The following is an 18,906-nucleotide window of genomic DNA, read 5'->3' as shown; positions in this document are numbered from 1 at the left end:
GTAATAATATCACTCGTGTAGAGAGTTACCAGTACGTTTCAAAAAAGCTATCGGAGCTCTATCCTATTGACCTAACGTCAAGGACTCTAAGTTTAGTATTTACTGCCAAAATATATACATTTTCAATAAATGGAGCCTACCAGATCAAAAAAGTTTCTAAATTCATTGATTTCGTGAAAAGCTTGGTGGAGGAACTGATTATGTCTTTCTCAAGAGCTGACTTGAAGTATAAACCTCTATCTTTTGGATTCTTATAAAGAGTTATTGTTTCTATCGCTCATTTGAAACCATATATCTGATTCGGCAAAGAGAGCGAAAAAGGGACTTATAAATGTGCTTATGGATATATTTGGCAATGATTTCATTGGTTCATCTTTCGGAGCAAATAGTAAAGAATGGAATGAGAAAAAATTTGAGGCGATTGGCAATTTAATTGGCAACAGGGAGGACGCTAAATCATTTTTGGCCACAAGCACTTGGCAGACGTTAATTGAGTCACCAGAATTTAGAACATTATACAGCGACAATAGAGAAGCTAAATCAAACATATTAAATCGTGAGAAATATATTGTTTCCTTGAGTAAAGACAGTTATGGCCTTTTAATATTCGACCCCGATTTTAGTGGTAAAGAACCGGGTGTTTTTGATTTGGCATCTTCAATTACCTCAAATTCTGTCGCAAGTGGATTCCAGGCCTGGAAAAGAAAAATGAGAAATGCTGTAAATCGTCAAAGAAAATACCTCTCTTTAGGCCAACGAAGTAATAACTCCACTGCCTTAGTTGTTCAAAAACATGACAACACATATAGATTTTTTAACAAGAACATCCTCAAAATAACCGACTTCGACCTTTTCAAGGATGTTATAGCTAATTTTAGTTGGCCTGTAATAATTACAAAACCACCTATTCAAAAGGTAACAAATGTGTATCAATCGCTCTCAAATCGGGTAAGAGAGTTTGATGGAGGTTATTATTTAGGGTCGCTTGCCGGCGTCTGCACATATAATTCCAACCACGAATTCGGAGCCACAATACCTCTCCACTCTTTTAAAAACATAGAGGTAAAAGTTGACAAAACAAGGGTTTATATCGGGGGCTTCCCTGGAACTATAAGCTCGGTGGATAAAGTCAGTGATAGTTGTTTCGTTAAGTTTGACCCAGGAATTACCAGCATCCCACATACTATGCGGGTAAATGGACCAATAGTAGGAGTATCCCCTAGACAACATGAAAAATGTTCATTTATAAATAAAAAAAGGGATAACGTGTCTGCGGAAATAGTTGGTTGGTCTCCCACAATTAATTATTTTAATGCTAATAATCAAGTGAAAGTTCTGACCAATCCGGTTACAAATCCAGGAGATTCAGGAGCCGCTTTAATGGACTCTTCTCAAAATGTTATTGGATTTGCATTTTTTAGAACTGCGGTGGGTGAGACTTTTGAATACTCTGCTTGGATTTGGGCAGCTTCCGTGTTTAAAGCGCACAAATTAACCTTTTAAATCTAGAAAATGGGATGGTTCCAAAGCATTTTTAAATCTGAAACACAGGATTGGTTTTTTTCAAAAATTCCATTTAAGCAAACTCCGGGGGATATTAAGTATAGTAAAGTCGATGCAGAGAGTAGATACATAGAGATATTTCTTAAATCAATGCGAATTGTAAATCTAAGAAAAGGCTTCTCTAAATTTTACCCAACTGTGCACAGTCACATAGAAATAGCTCATAAGACTGGTAAATCCGCAAGTTTCAATGTTGTAACAACATCTAGCAATTTGGAACTGTTGGATTCCAAAAACATTGACAGGGTTATAAATTTTAATCGACGACTTTTAGGTCCTATTCCGTATAGAGGTTCTGATGTAAAAATTGAAGCCGGACTTTTTGCGGTTAAAGAAGATAATTTAGCTAAACAGTTTATTGCATTGCTTGATGATATATCCTCTTTAGGTGGGGTATCATTTATTAGCGCCGCACTTCCGTATGTCCAACCGTTGGAACATGGAATTGAATTGCTAACAGGAAGTAAAGAAAATGTAACTTTAGAGATTGGCTTAAATGTTGAATTGAATAAATTGGAAACAGGATACTATGCCATTATTAGGGTAGATAAAGGTCAAATTAATGTCAAGGATTTATTGATTGACAAAAAAGATTTTAGACTAACCGACAAAAAGGGGAATCCATTCAAAGATTATCCATACATGGTGCTCGAAATTTCGGCAAGGAAAAAACGCGATGATTGGTATAGTATTCCTGAAATATCTAAATCCTACAATAACTTAAAACAAGAAGTTTTAAAGAGGGATTATGTAAACGCGTCAGATGCGTTAAAGGCTTTTAAGTATGAAATATTGACTTGTCCCGATTTGTTGTATAAAGATGCAAAGTCAATTTACCAAATAGTAGAAGGCGAAATAAATGAAGTATTAAGCACTACTGAGACTAGCGGTACAGACAATGTTGAGCTAAAGGAACTCCGGGATTATCAAATATAAAAATCATTTAAACTCTAATTCCAGGCATCAATTAAGGGGGATGAATTAAATCATCGAGTTGGCAAAACGATATAAACTATTCTATCGGATGACTTCTTTTTTGATTTGCACTTTACCCCCCCCCTCTAAAAAATTACTCTAAGTAAAATTTCGACTGGGGTAGGATATACGGACTTTATTACCTGGGGTGTTTTGACCCCCTACCCCCTTTCTCCTTGTAACCGTGGGCTTCCTTACCACTTTTGCGGTTGTGGCAACTTTTACAGAGTGCCTGAAGGTTTCTTTCATCATATGGTTCACCACCATCCTTTATCCTAACAATGTGATCGGTAACTTCCGCCTGGGTTATTCTGCCCTCCTCTTGACATTTAACACAGAATGGATTTTTTTCACGATAGGCTGTTGATGTCTTTCGCCACTTGCGACTATTGTAAAAACTATGGTCTTCCCTTACACTCTGAAAAGGTTTGTAATCATCTCTCCATGGGCGTTTCTTTTTTTCTGGTCTGTACGGCATATCTTTAAGTTTTAAGATTAATAATCATTCTTGATCAGATAATTTTTTAGTTGTTCAAGCCTGTTGTAGTAGGGCCTATAAACGCTTTTGCCATTATGCAGTTTAACTGTGTGCAAGCTGGTTTCCACGAATTTGCCCAGATCCGTAATGGTGACCGATGAACTTAAATTGATGGGGCCGGCCGGTAATTCCGCTTCCTTGAAGAAGCCCACTAATTCATCGACGGGCCATATCTCCTTGCCCACCGTTTCTATTTTCTCGGATTCCATGAAGAAGCGGTCCTTAGAATCAATTTCATCACTATGTAAATTGACATCCTTTTTAGGCTTTGCACGTTTCAGTTTGTCATTGGAAGCTTTTCTGGTAGAGCTCTGTGGTGGTTCCGTAAGAAAGTCGGCCATATCATAGCCTTTCTTCAATTGCTCCGCGGTCGCCTTGTTCTCGATCAGTTGGGACACTTGGATATTGGCTATATCCTTAAGTTGCCTGGCCTTGTTGAGCCATATCTGATAGGCACCGGCATCTGGGTATAGGGTGACCGCTTTTCCCTTTAGGCACTGGATCCGTTTTATTGAAAGGTTGTTCAGGTTTCCAGATGCCAGCCAGAGGAAATCGGGACAATGAACGGCACAGAGCATAGCGGTCTTCTCGCTTTCCACGATAGCCACCGGTTTGAAAGGGTGTTCCTTTAAAAGGTGCTCACCGAAGAGGCATTGGTCCAGATTGTAATCCTTGTAGCCAGCAAGCTTATGTACCCAGTTGATATGCGGATAGGGTTTCTTTACCCTTTTGCCAGTAATGGGATCATACAACATTACCTTACCAGTACGGATCCTGCCTTCCATATCGATTTGCCAAAAGACGTTGGCTCCTTCCCAGTGCCCAGAGGTACCCAGGAAATATTGGCCAGCAACTTGCTCGGCCATTTCTAGCCCCAGTCTATTGGTCAAAAAGACCGCGAAATGGTTTTTATCAAAGGACCTTAAGGTCCTCTTTAAAGTCTCAAATGGTATTAGTGAAATGGGTTTTTCTTGTACTGGTACCACGGCTTTTTTTCTTGCTTGTCGTTCAGGATTCTTGCTTGTGTGTGGACCGGTATGTTGGTTATCCAAAAAGTACTGTTTTGGACTATAGTGGTAACCACACTTGATTGCCCTATTGCAAAGCCCTACATTATCCGCCAAGGGCTCCCCCGTGTCCATATCAACATAAAGGGTAAACTGACCCTTCTTGTGACAGTTTGGACAGATATGCCTTGTCTTGGACCCCTTGTAGGGTTCTAATTTATATTTATGATTACCGTTCATAAGTTCATGATAAGTTCACGCGGATGAACATTTTTTGACGTGTCTATGTAGTTGTTTATCAAGGAATTATGGACGACGGGGATTGCTAAGTTCATAAGTTCACGGTATCCATGCGTGTTCGTGACCTCGGTCGGGGAAGGATACTTTGTTTTATCCGTGAACATGTGAACTTTTCTGGGTTTGCCTGAGCTAATCATTTAAGAATCAAATATTTACATTTGTTTTTAAAAGTTCATATGCGTGAACTTAGCGTGAACTTATCAGACAAGAGTTAAGTTTGAATCGTTAGGACCATCGTTCTGCTTTTTGGCCTTGTTCCTACCTTTGATTTTTGTTATATCCTTGGTGTTCTCGCTTACCCAGCCCCTTGAAACACCCAGCTTGTCCTGTATCTGGTCAATTGTTGCGCCCTCTTCCTTCATCTGCCTGGCAAGAACCCTTTTGTCATCAAAAGAGTTTTCCCGGTTGATCAAGAGGTCATACTCAGTGGTGTAATATTGAAATTGGAACATTAGGAAGTTGTCCGGCTTGGCTATTTGGCAGAGCATCACGTTGTTGGCATCAAACTTGAACTCTGTGTTTCTGGCCTTAATTTGTTTAAGGTACCTTGCGCCTTTATCTGCCTGGCACTCTCCGATTGCAAAGGAGGAATCACAGAAATTGATGAGCATCTTGGACCCTTGGAGGTCATTGCGGGTAATGGGCTTGTTTTGGTCCCTTTTGGGTGTATGTGCCAGGGCCAAGATTGAGATGCCGTGTTTTTTCTTGAGTGCTTTGAGCTGCTTCATCAGCGGTAGGGCATCCTTTGCTTTTTCGGTTTCATTTTTTAGATAGGTAATATTGTCCACTATCAATGTTCTGGCACCGGTCTCTTTTATGGAGGACTCCAATGAGGAATGGAGAAATTCCTCAAATTTCCCCTCAGGGACATCGGTATCGGGGTCTATTTCTGCCCTTAGGAAGTTATCACAGAACAGGTAGTGGTTTTTGTAATTGACCGAATATCTGATTTCAAACTGTTTGTCAGAGAGTTCAAAGTCCAGATACAATACCTTGTGTTTATCTGCTTCCAAGGTGAAACCGTGTACCGGATTCCCGGTCGCTATACTGTTTCCAATTTGTACGGCCAGAATGCTTTTTCCAACGTTTGTGTCGGCGAACAGGATGCATAGCTCACCCTCGTGCCAAAATTCACTGAACAACATTCTTGGGGCAGGTCGGTTCTTGGCCTCTTCAATCCATTGCGCGCCTGTTTTAACGACAAACAATCCTTTTTTCGAAAGGGCCTTTAGGGCATCGGACTTCAGTTGCTCAGTCACCTCCGAAGTCGTCAAGCCCGCATTTTTGGCGACTTGCTTTTTTATTATTTCATCATTGAATTTTGGATCCATCATCATAGGGATGTTGACCCTTTGGCACCACCTTTAACAGATGTTTTATTTCGGACTTGAGACACTTCGTTTTTTTGACCGCATAGAACCACGTCAACCTCTTGAGAAATAACTGTTTTGGTTTTGAGCTTGCCTTCCTTTATGCTATTCAGAAGTTCACTTTTTAGGAAGTATCTTTTCCCAAATTTCTTATAGCTAGGGATGGTGGCCTTAATCGCCATGTTATAGATAGTTCCTTCCGCTAATTTCAACATCTTGGATGCTTGCTTTACATCAAGTAAATCTGATTCCGGCTGGTGGTTGGTCGTATTGTTGGTCTGAAGTTCGTCAACGGTATATTGTAGCTTGTCAAGCTTTTCTTCAATTGATTTAAAAGGATTTTCCATTTGCGCTATTGATTACGGCACAAATGTTCGGTAAGAATTAAGAAGGCTAGGGGTTGCTAGGGGTTGCTATTTTTCTTGACGTCTAATTTTTTCGTCAAGACGGGACAAATCTTTTATGGCCCTACTTACATTTTCGCCTGAAGAAAGGAAGCGGATTACTTTTTCAATATCTTTTTTGGTCTTTTTTGGGGAATGTTGGTTCAGCCTATCAGTATTGGAACAGACCTTTAAATAATGATTATTGTAAAGATCTTGTCCAGACCCATGACCATGAAACTGCGTTATTTTGTTTGCAACATCACTTTGCTTTCCAGGCTTGGGAATTACGATACCTTCATACCAACAAATCAAAGCTATTTGTCTTTGGGTTAGTTTTTCTCCCTCGTTAACTAGATATTCCCACTTCGCGTTTATGTCAGCAATTGGCCTTTCATTCCACTCAACATGTGGTTTAACATCTTTGGACTTAGGCAATTTATGAAAGCTTTTATCTAATGTCCAATGCCAACCAAGGACATTGAGAACAAAAGTTGCTGGACCAAAAGACCCAGACATGTTCGTATGGACTAGATACTCCAGCCATTTTTCTTCAGGAAGGTCTTTTGGGAAGTTATTGGCATTCATTACTTCAATTTGCCTAAAAGCATAGCTTAAACGATGCTTTATTTTTTCTATCGTGTATTGTAGGAGTTTGTCCTTTTGATAAATGGTTAAAGTAGTTACAAACGAAGGTATTTGTACGGTCTCGTCGAACCAGTCTGAAAGTTGAACCTTAGTAGGAATCATTTTCATTTTTGATCAATCAAAATTTAAGAGGCTTTCACTAAGCTTTTGTTTGACATCATTTGAGAAACCAGCAAAGTAATTTTGTGTTGTCGAAAGGCTTTTATGTCCGAGACTTTCCTGTAATAGCTCCATACTGGCCCCTTTTCTTATTGCTTGAGTAGTAAAACTATGCCTTGCCCAATAAGTCGATATTTCATCAGTAATGCCATTTTCCATCGCCAATTTTTTGATATGTTGATTCACGAATCTTGTAAAGTCTTTTACCTTGTTTGCAGCTTGTAAGGCGGAGTCGCTTTGCGAAAGGATGGGAAAAATATAATCCTCACTTTTACTATTCTTATTACCGTATTCTTCAATAACATTAAGAGCAAATACAGGCAGCATTGCCTGAATTAACTTTGGGTTGCTTTTAGTGGTCCTTTGAGTCTTTGCTCGGTAAAAAGAAATGCGGTTATCGCTAAGGTTGCCATATTTGAGCTCGGCAATATCCTTGAAATTCATCCCATTTGCCAGATAGCTAAAGAACCAAAAATCTTTGGCCTTTTTCTGTTGATCATTCTCTGGTTTAGATTCAAATAGGGTTTTTAATTGTTCCGGAGACAATGCTTTTTTCACATTCTGTCCGGTTGGGATTTGGTATTGTGATTTCCCAAACGGGTACATTGATTCCCTAAGTCCTGAATTTGGGTCGTTGATGGCAAGGTTAAAAATGGCCCGCAATGGCCTCAAATAGATTCCAATTGTGGCTAATGAACACCCCTCATTGACTAGGTATTTCTCATATTTCTTTAAAAAACCAACAGATATTTTTTCGAACGGAATGTCATCCAACTTTTTTATTCGACTTAGATTTATATATCCTTTCAACCTTCTATAGGACAGGCTATAGTTTTCAGCAGTTCTAACTCTGCCCTCTTGTTCCAAAGCTTCTATCTTGGTTTGGTAATAATCACCAATGGACAATGCGGCAGACTTGTTATAGTACCTTTTTTCAAATGCCTCAAACGAAAAATTGGGGAGGTTCTTTAGAATCAATTCAGCTTTGTTTCGAAGGACATGAAGTATTTCAGATATTTCTGCCTTTCGCTCTTTTCTTATTTTATTACCCCCTTTTGCAGGCCTCAGTTTCACTGCCTGATCATATTCCGCAATGGTAAAATAGTAACCAGTACGGAAAAGTTTTTCTTTAGTGCTTGGGGGGTGGTATAACCTTAATTTAAGCGGAAAAGTGTTTTTACCCTTCTTACGCCTGGTGTCAAAGTAAAAGGTAATGGAATACTCCTTACTCATCGTTCATTTTTTTTACTAAATAAAAATGGTTCAGATTATTTGCAGAAAATTTGCAGAAAAATAATGAAATTTTGTGAGATAGGATTAAAACTTATATTTTTATGCTGCTGAAAAACAGTAAATTACTATATCTGTGTTAACCCTAATTAAGTATATGCGAATGACTCATAATCAGGGGGTCCCTGGTTCGAGCCCAGGTGGGACCACTTAAAAATCCGTAATTAACTAATAAACAGTTTGTTGCGGATTTTTTGTTTTTAAAATTGTACGATATTTGCTTGGGTAAAGTGTTTCGGATTTAGTACAAATTCTTTAGACCACCTTGCATAAATAAGAGTATAATATTCAGTTGTGGCTAGTGTTAATAAGAATGTCAGATGGTTATTCTCTACTAGTTGACATAGTATATCAAGGAAAGTCTGAATGCACCCAACAACTGCGAGCGTTCTTAAACCTCTTATAGCGACAAAGATTCTTTTTTGTGATTGTTCCCACAAAGAACTGCTTTGGAGGCCAGGGTTCGAAGCGAAACACTAATAAAACAGACACCCTTGGCAAAATTGTGGAAATACTCTAGGAAATCGAGTAAGATTTTATTTTTAGTATTAGCCTTCGGGCTCTAGTATCAATGTAATTTTGTTGAAATCAGCTGCCGTATTAATCACTTTTCTAAACTCCTCAAATATAGATGGAACAACAATATTGGTTCTATAATGTTCGTCCGCAGTAATGCTCAAAACATTATCCTTTAATTCATAAAATGAGATAAATGAAAAGAGTTCTTCTCCATTCTCATCATATTTGTTTTCAATGTTGAGTTCATCCAGATTTACCACCCTGTAGCCTTTAGGTAAAGTAATGTTGAGTGTCCGGTAATAGCTTCTAGTATGCTCGTTTTCCAAAGGAAGCACACGTTTTTTATCCTGATACATTTCTATTTGAGGGCCTATTAGTTCACCCAATTTAAACAAGTATTTTCGTCCAGCTTTTTCAACAAAAGCGTCAGACTTTAAATCTACTATGAACTGTATTGGCTTTATTCCGAAAAGGTCTGGGTTTTCATTGACCAATTCCATTTTTTTAACCTCGATATTCTCATTCATGGTTTTTGCCAGCCCCTCCATCATTTCATTCCTGTTATCTCCAATTATCTGATCCATGTAGGGATGAAACGGCATGGCATAGTAACCCGAAAAAGAACGTTGCAGCTTTATCAAGTTATAGGTTAAATCTTCCTGGTCGAATTGGACATCAAGTACCATTTTATCAATGGTTTTATCCGCACTTAAAGGCTCAATATATTTGACCTTCCCTATAGCAGATTTAAAAGAGCCAACACTTACCTCCTTTATGAAAAGACCATAGTTATCCGTTAAAAAGGCAGGAGGATAACCATATCTGGATTGCATATCTGTGGGAGAAAGGTAAGTTTTCAGGTCGGGAAAGTAAATCAAGAAATCCTTTAAAAAGTTATGGGCTTCAAAATCCTTGTCAAATTTTAAAACTTGACGATCAGATGTTATAACAATTTCATGGGTTATTTGAAGGTGCCTCAACAGCGCAACATAAAGCTTTATCATTCCTGAGGAACTGGCCACTTTCTTTTCAAGGATTTCCTCCAGATTAGTAAGGTTCTCATCTCCAAACTCCGATAAGATAAATCCTGATTTTATTTTATTATCAATACTTCTGATTTGGGTTTCTAAATCATCATTGTTTTTGGCTGAGGAGGTTGCAAACTGTTGAATTAGAGAGTTAGCCTTCTTGCTTGGTTCCGTATAGTAATAGTTATAAATATTCTGAGCAACCTTGCCATACGAGGATAGGTCACTTTTATTGGTTTTTAGATTTTTGTCAAGCTTATAAATCAAATAGCCACGAGAAGCAGCGTAAGGGGCTTGTTCCTCCTTCTGTAAACCTTCTAGATTCTTTAGGTTTAAATTCCAATGTAATCTGTCTTTTGATAATGTATCCTGAACAACTTCCGGTAATCCATTATAGGATTTAAACTGAAATACCAAGTTCGAAGGAGAGTATACATCAAAATCTATATTTTTTTTGTCAAAATCCGACTGCAACCGAAATGCTATCCCACTATAACTAGGGTTCTTCTTTTCTATATAAAAGTATTCAATGACACTACCTTTTTCCACACCCTCAAAAGCAAAATATTTGTAGTGTTTCCCGGTTTCTTCATCTTGCGCCGTTAGGATTTTAGATTCGTCCAATTCAATGATTTTAGAATCCTTTGTTATTACCCTTGCTTTACTTACAAGCAACACAGAATTGGCGGAATAAGGCAAATATATTTTGTTATATGCCTCAATCTTATCGTTACTGTTCAACCAAAGTGCCTTGTGTTCAAGATAGTGTTCGGTGAAGGCATTATCATTTGAATAGGCAAACTCTGTAACGTATTTTTCCTTTAAAGCCATCATTGGCTCTTCATTGTTAACGGGTAATTTATATTCAGGCGTTTTATCCCAATTGTAGCTTGACACAAAAAGGTCGTCTTGGCCATGAATCGAATAGGATAAAAAAACAAGTGCCAGAAAATAAAGATTTTTCATAGGGGTTATGGAAGTTATATTAATGTTTTTTGAGCACAACAACCTCTTTATGTTGCCGCTCAATTTTTTTTGCAAGCTGGTTTACTTTTTTTTGGGCATCGGAATCAAAAACCAGTGCATTAAGCCGAAAGTTGCGTTTATATATTATTTGGTTTGATTGAAGTTCATAAGCTATGCCATAATCAAAGTATTCATTTGATAGGGTTATTCCTTCAGGTAAATAATCAACTATGTAGCCCTCAGGAATATTAAATACGTATTGATACTCACCTGAATCTAAATATCTGTGCTCCAATGGAACAGTTCGATTATCATCTGTTTTCAGGTTAGAAACAATGGTCTTGCCCAGATTCAAGTTAATGTAGATTTCATCTCCCAAAGTTTTGGCATAATTGGGCACACTAAAATCGTATTCCACAATGAGGTTGTCATCATAACTATATTTGTTTGTCTCAGTAAAATTGGAAATTTGGAAACTGTTGTTCCCCTTTTGAAAACCTGAGTTGTATATATCTAGAAGTTTTGTTTTGGCATTGTTCTTTTCCAAGCGATAGAAGAGGTCTATTTTCCCGTAACCAGCTAATTCAGACCTTGATTTCCCTTTCAAATTATTGCCTTCCAACTCAATGATAGAATAATCTCTATAGATATTTTTTAATGGATCGATTATGGGAACTTTTTTTATCATAAATGAATCTCTTCCCATCGAAACCAATGCTTCCTTCCCTTGAATAAAGGATGTTGGCATTTCCATTGCGTTGAACCTTCCGGTAGCATCCAAAAAATAAGATTTCCCTTGATACTCATAATGTAAAATCATATGATTATCAACTGATGGGGTTGGAACATCTTTATAGCTATATGGGATACTTCTTGTGCCAATCCAAGCCAAGTTTCCCTTAATATTAGCTATATCGAGCATTTTTAATAATAGACTTGAATTGTCTTTACAATCACCATACTTTTTACGAAACACTTCACTTGCTTCCCTTGGAACGAATCCGCCCAAGGCATATTCGAATGCTATGTATTTTATATTTTCCTGAACCCAATAGTAAATGGCTCTTACCTTTTCAAGCTCATTTTTTTTGTTGGCCGTTAGATTTTCAACAAGTTGTACCAATTCTTTGGGAGCTGGCTCATCATTTAAGTTTTCCACAAGTGAAAAGTACCACCTATACAAATCCGACACATCTTCAAGAAGGTTAACCGTTTCCCCATTGGACTCATATGAAACAATTATTGGGATGATATGTGGTAAAATGCTCTTATAATCCGGTGCTTTTTCCTCATATTTAAATTCATCGATGTTTTTTACTTGCCAGGTATATATGTTGTGTTTTCTAGTCTTTTTTTCAGTGAATTCAACAAGCAAACCGTCCATGTTAACCTCTTGAAATCTAAGCTTAACAGTATTGTCCGAAATGATGGTGAATTTGTTGTCTTTAATAGGGTAAAAGTTCCCGAAATAGAAGGCACTCAAAAAACGCGGATTCTTTATGATTTGCTTATAACTTAGTCTAGTTTTTGCCCCTGGACCCAAACTTGGAAAGATAAAATTGATTGATTTTACATCATCGTAAAATGACCCCTCCAATTCATCTTTATCCTTAAAATTGGAAACTTTTAGCTCTTCATACTTATTGTCCCTTATCACAAATGAAGATGCCTCTATTTGTTCCAACTCGTAAAAAGAGGAGTAACTCAATGATTGTTTTGCATCATTTTTAGCACTATCATATAGGAATATGTCTTCCTCCAAGGACTCTTGGGATATTACAAATTGTCCCTTGTCAAGGCCAATATTCAAAACTGCCTCTTGGTTCAATCTAACAGATTGGGAGTTTGGATACTGTTCCTTGTACTTTTTATAGTCAGTCGAAATTTGTGAATACGAAGTATACCCAAGCAGCAGAATAATAAGCGTTCTTATTCTCAAACCCTTTCTATTTGGAAGTAGATGAAATAATATCGCCATTGAAATAAGTTTCTTCAATCATTAGTTTCCCGTTTTCATTGTACTTCTTGGAAACACCTTCTTTGATATTGTGTAAATAAGTTTCCTCCTTCTTCAAATTGCCGTTGTCATAGTACTCCCTTACAATACCGTTTAAATTCCCCAATTGATACTGGCGTTCTTTTTTTATGTTACCATTGGAAAAGTACTCCACTCTTCTTCCTTCAATTTCTCCTTTGGCATAATGTATTTCTTCCAGCAATTGTCCTGAATAATAATATTCTTTGTATACATTGACCAACTTCCCATTGCCATACTCAATGTCCATGGATATCTTCCCGTTATCATAATGGGCCAACATTTTGCCTGTTTCGTTCTCAATGGGAATCATCGGCATCTCTTTGGAGTTTTCATCCTGATAGCTGTAACCTTTTAAACGCCCATATTCATAAAATCTAACAAGTTGTAACTTACCGTTTGGGCTGTAAATTTCTCTTCTACCATGTCGCTTGTCATCATAATATTCGCCTCTACTTTTTATGCTGCCATTTTCATAATAGCTGACAGCATTCTTTTGGAGTTTTCCTGAGCTATAATAAGTTTTGGTATCTAAAGTCCCATTTTCATAATAATAAATGTAATCCCCGTCCAATTCTCCATTCACATAATTTGCAACGGTTTCCACCTTTCCGTTATCATGATACCAAGTCACCTCTCCATGTAACTTTCCGTTTAGGTAATTACCTTCAGTTTTCTTTAAACCATAGAAATCAAAATATGAAAAAGGGCCATGCCTTATACCGTTGACATAGGTTATTTTAGTACTTGGCTTTTTGTTTTGATGCTTATAGCTCAACTCATATTTTTTTCCGCTTTTATCATAATCGACTGTATGGTATACGTTTCCATCCACATCGTAATAAATGTCTTTTGATTGATTGCCGTAATTGTAAATACTAGCTTGAGTTTTAAGTCCTTTTCCAGAAAAAATTAATTGTTCTCCATGGAATAATCCTTTGTGATAAAAGTTTATTTCATTTACAACACCATCTGGGGCATATGATTTCCATTCCCCGTGGGCATTATTATCCTTATACCATCCTTGTCTTTTTATTTTACCGTTTTTATGGTAAATGACATAATAACCGTTTAGTGTGTCATTTTTATAGTGGGAACTGGTCTGCAACTCCCCGCTGGTATAATATTCTTTATATTCTCCTTGTAATTTGTCGTCTTCATATACCCCTTCGTCAGTTAAAATACCGTGTTTGGAATAATACTTCCACTTGCCTTTCTTTCCCCCTTTAATGTCATATAATCCTTCGGACTTAATTTTACCATTTGGCGAATAACCTTTGTAGTAAAACTCACCTCCCTTTTTGCGGTTTTCTTCAATTACATTACCTTCTTTGTCATAGTACTTATAGGCAATGAACTCACCTTTACGGTATTCAAAAATATAGTGCAGTTTTCCATCAACGTCATAGTATTTATATTCTCCGTCAGTTTGACTTTTGTCATCGTAGTTAAAATCACTTTCTAGAGTACCATTGCTATAAAAAGTTTGCCAGTGTCCCACATAGTTGCCTTCAAAAGATTGCCCAACTTCTTTTGGCGACCCGTTGGGATAAAACAACTTGTAATACCCATCTACAAATCCATTTTTGCTGTTTAAATCTGTATATAACTCACCATTTAAATAGTATTTGGTCTCTTGACCGTGAGCCTTTCCATCCTTAAAATTTATTTCGGAGCTTATTGTTCCAGTTGGAAAGTACTCGCTATACTTTCCTTTTACTTTTCCCTTTGCATACGTCGCCTTGGATTTTATTAACTCTTCACCCACATCATGGTACGAATAAAACTCGCCATCCAACTGACCATCGGTGAAGTACTTTTTTTGCTGCAATGCACCTTTTTTGTTGTAAAGCAAATACTCTCCATCCAAATTATCATTCTTATAATTGGCAAGAATATTTGGTTTTCCATTCTCATGATATAGAACGTTTTTGCCATTCAATTTTCCATTTATATATTGAGCTGATTCCTTAAGTTTTCCTTGCGCATTGAAGAATATCCATTCCCCATCTCTACCACCTTCAGGACTAAATGTTCCTTTTGCGGTCAATCTTCCCCTGTCATTAAACAACTCCCAAGCTCCCACAACAACATTGTTTGCAGTTTGACCAATGCCTTTGGTATAGCCATCTTCAAAATAATAGGTCAACGTTTCTTCTTTTCCATTTTGTTTGATGGTATTGTTTTTTACAATATCTGCCCATTTCTGTTTGGATAGGTCAAAAAACTCCTGAATCTCGTCTATCTTCTTTTCGATAACTTTTGCGTAAGTTTCATTCTCAATGGAATATGATAGGGTATAGCTGAAAGCATCAAAAAGCCCTTGATTCACAATCCATTGATAGAATGGGACAAACTTGGTGTCCCAAAACCCCCCATTCCCGGAAAAGTTCTTTAGAGACTCCATAAGGGCATGGTTTTGTCTTATTATGGCAATGTCAATTTCGTTCCCTGTTTCATACTTTTCGTTCAGTGCAACTCTGTTGTTGATTATCAAGTCAATTTCTTCGAATGATGCATCATCTTCGGAAACTTTTATATCAGGATTCTTCTCATAACTATTCTTACTTTGAGCAGCGGTGTTGAGCAGCTTTAGAACACTAAACGCATTGTCCGCATCAGGTTCAATCAGCAAATACATGTTATATGACATTAAAGCCTGACTAATTAACTCTTGTTTGTAACAGATGTCTCCCAATTTTAAATAAGCACTTTTGTAAAAGGGGTCTAGAAGGATTGTCTTTTGATATGCTTTAACTGCTTCTTCCCATTTATCTCTTTTTTCCAAACAAACTCCTTTGTTATACCATAGTGTCTTATTCTGTGGAAATCGTTTTAACCCTAACTCACAGAGATCTAGAGCATCTTGATTTTTGTCCTGCCCTAAGAGCGAAGCCACTTTGTTAACGTAAAATGAACTATGTAGATCATAGCAGTTGGAACCCAGCCCTTCGTCGGTTACTGCAATAGCCTCATCATATTTTTTTTGAGCCATTAAATAATATGATTTTGTTACCATTACTGAGCAGTAGGTAGAGTCATTTTTACTAATCTTTTCTAGATATTCTACTGTTTTTTCATACTCGCCCTTTTCGGCGGCTTCACTCATCTTTTCGGACACAGAATCGTAATCTATGAAAGGGATTTTTTCTTGGGCTGAACTGAGGAGGCTAAAAAAAAGGGATAGTAGTAGGGGTAGGTATTTCTTCATTTCTCAAATATAAAAAAGCACCTGATAATTCTACTCTTCTTGTAGGGAATTTCGATGTTAAAAGAAATAATCTCGTTTAACTTGCAAATTCGTATACTTAATCAAGTAGCAAGAATAACCTTTTGGGATTTCCAGTTGGAGTTACTTCAGGAAACTACTAAAGGAGATCATATTTGGGACTTGGCAAATAAAAGATTACAGCATCAAATAAAAGGACCTATAAAAAGGCCGCTTAACAAGACTATGCAGAAATCAATAATGGTTTAACATCAGTTTAGTTTTTTTCTTCATTTCTACTTCCTACGTACCTACAACTTTTCCAATCGCCCTTTTATTTCTTTCAGTCGCAACCAATTTTGATAAAACATGGGTAAAGCAATTACGCTTTCTATGTATTGAAAAACATAGATGATCAACGAAAATAAAGCTCCGTATGCCACATTGCCCGTACTTACCGAAAATACGATGGAGAGCACCAAAAAGGCCATCAAGACCAACCACGACATGGAAAAATTGAATACCTCCAGATCAGATAGTTTAATATTCCATTTCATCATGTTTTTTAGATGGGACGCGAGCAATGTACCGTCATTTGTTGTGATAACATCTACCTGTTTTTCAAACTCATTGTTATAGGCACTATTTAAATCTGTGGTCCTATTACTGGTCAAAAAATAAATGAGAAAGACCAAAAATGTGGCAGCTAGACCAATATAAAATACGTTGAGGTTCAGACTTGCAATGATGATGACCACTCCCACCATTCCTATAATAGTAGAGACCAACATCGGAAGGGAATTTTCCAAAAACTCGACAATCTCATTGATCATTCCCAATCTTGCGGTTTTTATTGACGACCGGTTCCCATCTATTTTCAAGAGCATTGTATTACCCAGCCTTCGGTATATCTTGGCATAAATTCTTGAATCGAAAAATCGGCGTCCCCCGCCAATCAGAATAATAAGTACTCCCAATGCGCCAAGTTGAAGGGCACCCATATAGCTTCCGTTAATGGCACTGTCTATTGCAAAACCAATGAACAAGGGAATCAGTAATTCGATAGCTGATTCGACCAAGATCAAAAAGAATACAAGGCTGAGCTTCCACTTGAATTCCAACAACACGGACCGTAGGGTCACCCTTTCAGCATCGAGTCGTTTTCGGATACCTTTCCAGATTCTTTCCTTATCGAACATATGCCGTCCGTTTAGCATTGGAAATTACTTTAATCGTTTCCAAGTTTCATTATCGGAATAGCCCCATGCCGAATAGCTTACGACCAAGGTGTTGTTATCACTCAATTTAAGGTTCGCCCTGACCTCATAATTTTTCCCTTTATGATCAATTATGAACTTTCCAGTACCTTTTTCCCCTTCAAAAACGATGTCCTTTATTGCCAGTGATTCGTGTTCTTCACCACGCCCTTTATCATCTTTGATGTAGGTGGCATAACAGGTAGGCTTTCCATTTTCATTTCTGAATTCATAAGTCACATAGAATTTCTCATTGTTCTCCTCATACTCCGCTTCCCATTTTCCGGTCAATGGATTGTTTTGGGCCGTCAAATTTGTGATTGACACTAATACTACCACTAGGGTAGTGAATGTTGTTAAGGATTTCATACGACTATTTTTAAAGAATTAAAGTCAAAAGTAGCCTTAGCGATTTGCAAGAATGCCGCTCCCTATAATACTGAACATAAAAACTGCCTTGAATCATGACCAAGGCACTTTGGACAGTGATACGATTTTTATTGGAGCTAAATTTTTGAGGCCTTTTTAAATTCTGTGGGGGTCTGGGAAGTCACTTTTTTAAAAGCGGTATAAAATGCCGCTTTGCTATTGAACCCCACATCGAGAGAAATGGCGAAGATGGTGTCTGGTTTTGGCATGAGCAGCCGCTTTTTGGCTTCCTCAATTCGAAAACCATTGATGAAATCAGGAAATGTCATGCCCGAATTTTGATTGATTGCCTGTGAAACATGGTGGACGGAACTTCCCAACTTTTCAGATAATGTGTTCAATTTTAAATCAAAATCGAGATACAATTGTTCTTCCCTTACCAAGGTGCTTATTTGATCAAAGAGTTCAGACGAATCTTTCAATGAGGATTTGGCATATTTTTTTTTGGTTTCTTCTGGTAAATCTTCAAAATCTCCCGAAAAGGCAAATACGGGAAAATGCATAATGGAATAGGCAAAAATGAAAAAGAATATAGCGATCAACAGCGATTCAAACTTCATGGAGATTTGATAGGTGTCCAGAGTATAACCGTTGACGACAAGGTTGATGAACATGCCCAGTTGCAAAATTACAAGAGTGATCAATATCAATTTAGCCCATTTGTACTTGAGCCTTTCTTCTTTGGTAAGTACCAATGCCATCGGCGCCTTTCTAAAACGATAGTACGCCAGGAAGAAGAAGAAAATGTTGAGCAAGGTGACCAAAAGGTATTCCAATGACAACCACTCGGCATAATCTGAGGTCTGTAATAATGTAAAAAACTCATCAATACTTTCATGTTCAAAAAGGGGATAAAAGAACAACCATCTCAGAATGGTAAGGCCTATAATGATAAACACCCATTTTTTAAAAGCTACCGGTAGTTTTATCAATAGGACGATAAAGTAATAGAACAGAAATCCTACCAAGTGGTGGAATATATAGGATACCCCAAAGTACCAATTGCTCCCGGGTTCGCTTAGGGTGGTATAGTAATCAAATGATACGAATGCAAAATAAAAGACCAGTGCCGCCAAAACATAGCGAAGTCTTTTATCCCTGCCCAGGCCTGATTTTCTGAACAAAATGAAAACAAACAAAAATACCCCTACGGTGAGACTTAATAAGGGGGCTATGTTTAAAGCATCCATAGGGCAAATGTAGCACTTAATGCCTATAAAAAATGGGACATT

Annotated in this window: 14 protein-coding genes; 2 read left to right on the top strand and 12 right to left on the bottom strand. The window is 37.5% G+C overall.

From position 1 onward, the window contains the following. Positions 1-339 precede the first annotated feature (339 nt). A complete protein-coding gene (locus tag ACOOE0_RS04915) occupies positions 340-1,503 on the top strand; it encodes a hypothetical protein (RefSeq protein WP_420401361.1) in 1,164 nt (387 codons plus the stop codon). A 9-nt stretch (positions 1,504-1,512) separates the two neighbouring features. Further along, complete coding sequence (locus ACOOE0_RS04910) at positions 1,513-2,499, top strand: hypothetical protein (protein WP_420401360.1); 987 nt, start codon at positions 1,513-1,515, stop codon at positions 2,497-2,499. A gap of 178 nt (positions 2,500-2,677) precedes the next feature. Here the strand turns inward: ACOOE0_RS04910 and ACOOE0_RS04905 are convergent, their stop codons facing one another. The 12 genes from ACOOE0_RS04905 to ACOOE0_RS04850 form a co-directional block, all read right to left on the bottom strand. Continuing rightward, positions 2,678-3,016, bottom strand: coding sequence for an HNH endonuclease (locus ACOOE0_RS04905; RefSeq protein ID WP_420401359.1), 339 nt, complete (start codon positions 3,014-3,016; stop codon positions 2,678-2,680). Between the two features lie 17 nt (positions 3,017-3,033). Further along, positions 3,034-4,323 (bottom strand): DUF6965 family protein, encoded by a 1,290-nt coding sequence (locus tag ACOOE0_RS04900; RefSeq protein WP_420401358.1) that lies wholly within the window; start codon positions 4,321-4,323, stop codon positions 3,034-3,036. Positions 4,324-4,583: 260 nt separating this feature from the next. Then, a complete protein-coding gene (locus ACOOE0_RS04895) occupies positions 4,584-5,720 on the bottom strand; it encodes an AAA family ATPase (protein ID WP_420401357.1) in 1,137 nt (378 codons plus the stop codon). Continuing rightward, positions 5,717-6,100, bottom strand: a complete 384-nt coding sequence (locus ACOOE0_RS04890; protein WP_420401356.1) for a helix-turn-helix domain-containing protein — start codon at positions 6,098-6,100, stop codon at positions 5,717-5,719. The genes ACOOE0_RS04895 and ACOOE0_RS04890 overlap by 4 nt, the downstream gene beginning before the upstream one ends. A gap of 66 nt (positions 6,101-6,166) precedes the next feature. Continuing rightward, positions 6,167-6,892, bottom strand: a complete 726-nt coding sequence (locus tag ACOOE0_RS04885) for a hypothetical protein (protein WP_420401355.1) — start codon at positions 6,890-6,892, stop codon at positions 6,167-6,169. A 6-nt stretch (positions 6,893-6,898) separates the two neighbouring features. Continuing rightward, entirely contained in the window at positions 6,899-7,810 is a 912-nt protein-coding gene (locus ACOOE0_RS04880) for a tyrosine-type recombinase/integrase (protein WP_420401354.1), read from the bottom strand. A gap of 971 nt (positions 7,811-8,781) precedes the next feature. Further along, positions 8,782-10,746, bottom strand: a complete 1,965-nt coding sequence (locus tag ACOOE0_RS04875) for a DUF3857 domain-containing protein (RefSeq protein ID WP_420401353.1) — start codon at positions 10,744-10,746, stop codon at positions 8,782-8,784. A gap of 19 nt (positions 10,747-10,765) precedes the next feature. After that, positions 10,766-12,685 (bottom strand): DUF3857 domain-containing protein, encoded by a 1,920-nt coding sequence (locus tag ACOOE0_RS04870; RefSeq protein ID WP_420401352.1) that lies wholly within the window; start codon positions 12,683-12,685, stop codon positions 10,766-10,768. Positions 12,686-12,692: 7 nt separating this feature from the next. Then, a complete protein-coding gene (locus ACOOE0_RS04865) occupies positions 12,693-15,992 on the bottom strand; it encodes a tetratricopeptide repeat protein (protein ID WP_420401351.1) in 3,300 nt (1,099 codons plus the stop codon). 308 nt (positions 15,993-16,300) lie between these two features. Then, positions 16,301-17,188: an ABC transporter six-transmembrane domain-containing protein gene (locus ACOOE0_RS04860; protein ID WP_420401350.1), complete on the bottom strand. Its 888-nt coding sequence runs from the start codon at positions 17,186-17,188 to the stop codon at positions 16,301-16,303. A gap of 24 nt (positions 17,189-17,212) precedes the next feature. Continuing rightward, positions 17,213-17,614 carry a hypothetical protein gene (locus tag ACOOE0_RS04855; RefSeq protein WP_420401349.1) on the bottom strand — a complete coding sequence of 134 codons (402 nt, stop codon included), beginning with the start codon at positions 17,612-17,614 and terminating at the stop codon, positions 17,213-17,215. 137 nt (positions 17,615-17,751) lie between these two features. Then, positions 17,752-18,864, bottom strand: coding sequence for a helix-turn-helix domain-containing protein (locus ACOOE0_RS04850; RefSeq protein WP_420401348.1), 1,113 nt, complete (start codon positions 18,862-18,864; stop codon positions 17,752-17,754). Between the last annotated feature and the right edge of the window lie 42 nt (positions 18,865-18,906).

Origin of the sequence: Flagellimonas sp. (assembly GCF_965215805.1) — a bacterium.
In the GTDB taxonomy this organism is placed as follows: Bacteria; Bacteroidota; Bacteroidia; order Flavobacteriales; family Flavobacteriaceae; genus Flagellimonas.
The sequence above is the reverse complement of the archived record's forward strand: the minus strand, read 5'-3'. Positions and strand labels throughout refer to the sequence as shown.

Coding starts and splice junctions, on each gene's coding strand:
- ACOOE0_RS04915 (WP_420401361.1), top strand. CDS start 340: ATGGATATATTTGGCAATGATTTCATTGGTTCATCTTTCGGAGCAAAT.
- ACOOE0_RS04900 (WP_420401358.1), bottom strand. CDS start 4,323: ATGAACGGTAATCATAAATATAAATTAGAACCCTACAAGGGGTCCAAG.
- ACOOE0_RS04910 (WP_420401360.1), top strand. CDS start 1,513: ATGGGATGGTTCCAAAGCATTTTTAAATCTGAAACACAGGATTGGTTT.
- ACOOE0_RS04850 (WP_420401348.1), bottom strand. CDS start 18,864: ATGGATGCTTTAAACATAGCCCCCTTATTAAGTCTCACCGTAGGGGTA.
- ACOOE0_RS04905 (WP_420401359.1), bottom strand. CDS start 3,016: ATGCCGTACAGACCAGAAAAAAAGAAACGCCCATGGAGAGATGATTAC.
- ACOOE0_RS04855 (WP_420401349.1), bottom strand. CDS start 17,614: ATGAAATCCTTAACAACATTCACTACCCTAGTGGTAGTATTAGTGTCA.
- ACOOE0_RS04895 (WP_420401357.1), bottom strand. CDS start 5,720: ATGATGATGGATCCAAAATTCAATGATGAAATAATAAAAAAGCAAGTC.
- ACOOE0_RS04875 (WP_420401353.1), bottom strand. CDS start 10,746: ATGAAAAATCTTTATTTTCTGGCACTTGTTTTTTTATCCTATTCGATT.
- ACOOE0_RS04860 (WP_420401350.1), bottom strand. CDS start 17,188: ATGTTCGATAAGGAAAGAATCTGGAAAGGTATCCGAAAACGACTCGAT.
- ACOOE0_RS04885 (WP_420401355.1), bottom strand. CDS start 6,892: ATGAAAATGATTCCTACTAAGGTTCAACTTTCAGACTGGTTCGACGAG.
- ACOOE0_RS04890 (WP_420401356.1), bottom strand. CDS start 6,100: ATGGAAAATCCTTTTAAATCAATTGAAGAAAAGCTTGACAAGCTACAA.
- ACOOE0_RS04865 (WP_420401351.1), bottom strand. CDS start 15,992: ATGAAGAAATACCTACCCCTACTACTATCCCTTTTTTTTAGCCTCCTC.